Origin of the sequence: Streptomyces sp. NPDC020996 (assembly GCF_040641355.1) — a bacterium.
GTDB lineage: Bacteria > Actinomycetota > Actinomycetes > Streptomycetales > Streptomycetaceae > Streptomyces.
Genome location: NZ_JBFADM010000065.1, coordinates 45838 through 47672 on the forward strand (window position 1 = coordinate 45838; position 1835 = coordinate 47672).

General features: G+C 74.8%; 2 protein-coding genes. Both read right to left on the reverse strand.

Annotated features, from left to right (window positions below; all coding sequences use genetic code 11):
• Positions 1-216: 216 nt before the first annotated feature.
• On the reverse strand, positions 217-657 hold the full coding sequence (locus tag AB0G63_RS32395) for a heme-binding protein (protein WP_360757630.1): 441 nt from the start codon (positions 655-657) through the stop codon (positions 217-219).
• A gap of 35 nt (positions 658-692) precedes the next feature.
• Positions 693-1835, reverse strand: a 1143-nt coding sequence (locus AB0G63_RS32400; RefSeq protein ID WP_360757632.1) for a 2Fe-2S iron-sulfur cluster binding domain-containing protein, incomplete at its 5' end; no start/stop codon positions are given.

Consider the following 1835-nt stretch of genomic DNA (forward strand, 5'->3'; position numbering starts at 1 on the left):
GGGCCTCGCACGCGGGCGCGGAGCGGGGCCTCGCACGCGGGCGCGGAGCGGGGCCTCGCACGCGGGCGCGGAGCGGGGCCTCGCACGCGGGCGCGGAGCGGGGCCTCGCACGCGGGCGCGGCCGGGCCGCATCGCACGGGGCGAGGACGGCCCGCTCGGCGGCCGTGGTCGCCGGCGAGGGGGCCAGGCGGGGCCCCGTAGTCTGCCCGAGGCCGGTCAGGCGGTCACCGCTGCCGCGCCCGCCTCCGCTATCGCCCTGTCCTGCTCCGCGGTGCCGCCGGAGACGCCCACCGCGCCGAGCAGGTCGCCGTCCGCGCGGACCGGGACGCCGCCGCCGAAGATCACCAGGCGTTCGGTGTGGACGATGCCGTGCAGCAGGGCCGGCTCGCCGGAGATCAAGTCGTACCAGCGATGCGTGGGCAGGCCGTTGAAGGCCGCCACGGAGTACGCCTTGTCCTGCGCGATCTGCGCGGACATCAGCGGTGCGCCGTCCATCCGGCCGAAGGCCAGCGGGTGGCCGGCGCTGTCGGCGACCGCCACGCAGACGGCGACCCGCAGCCGCTCCGCCTCCTCGGCCGCCACCGCCAGGACCCGCCGCGCCGCCGCGTACGTCAGCGTCGCGGTCCGCCTGACGTCGGGCACCGGGGCATCGGGCACGGGAGCTCCTGGCACGGGGGCATCCGGCATGGGGGTCACCTCTTGATCAGGGGGGAGCGGACGGCGGCGCCGCCCGTGCGGTCGCCCTCGTCGAAGAAGTCCTCCCGGTAGATGTCCCGCGGGAACAGCCTCTTGCTCATCAGCGTCTTCAGGGCGGCCTCGACCATGCCGGGCGGACCGCAGACGTAGCCGACGTGGCCGCGCAGCGAGGCGTGGTCGGCGGCCAGGACGTCGGTGACGAGGCCGTCGGCGAAGCCCTCGGCCGACTCCTCCGACAGGCAGGGCCGGTAGCGGAAGCGGCCGGGGTGGGCCTGCTCCAGCGCGCGGAAGAACTCCACGTCGTAGAGCCACTCCCGGGTGCGGGCGCCCTGGTAGAGGGTGAGGTGGCCGTCATGGGCGCCGTCCTCCAGGGCGTGCAGGATCATCGCCTTCAGCGGGGCCAGGCCGGTCCCGCCGGCTACCATGACCGCGGGTTCCTCGCGCGAGGTGCGCAGCACGAAGCGGCCGTAGGGGCCGGACAGATCGATCCGGTCGCCCACGGCGAGGGTGCTGAAGATCCAGCCGTCGGTGGCGCGGCCGCCCGGGGTGCGCCGGATGTGGAACTCCAGGGTGCGCGGCCGGGACGGCGGGCAGGCGATCGAGTAGGTGCGGTCCACGTCGCCGCCGGGCACGGTGAACCGCAGGTACTGTCCGGGGTTGAAAGCGAGGTCGCGGTCGAGTTCGACGATCAGCCGCCGGGTGTCGAGGGCGATCTCCTCCAGCGCCACGACCGTGCCGGTGAAGTCGGTCACGGGGTGGACCTCGACGTCCTCGTCCACGTCGACGTCCGCCTCGATCACCACGTCGGAGCGCGGCCGGGCGCAGCAGGTGAGGGCCTTGCCCTCGTCGCGTTCGAAGTCCATGAGGGCGAAGGCGGACGCCTCACCGTGGTCCACCTCGCCGTCGAGCACCTCCGACTTGCAGGTGGCGCACGTGCCGTGGGTGCAGGAGTGGGGCAGCCAGACGCCTGCCCGCAGGCACGCGTCCAGGATGGTCTGGTCCTCGCGGCACTCGACCTCGCGCCCGATCGGTTCCACGGTGATGCGGTGGATCTGGGTCGTGCCGGAGGCATCGCCGGGGTGCGGCAGCACCTGGGTGCCGGCGAAACCGGCGGCCGGGGTGTGCCGGCCCTCGTGCAT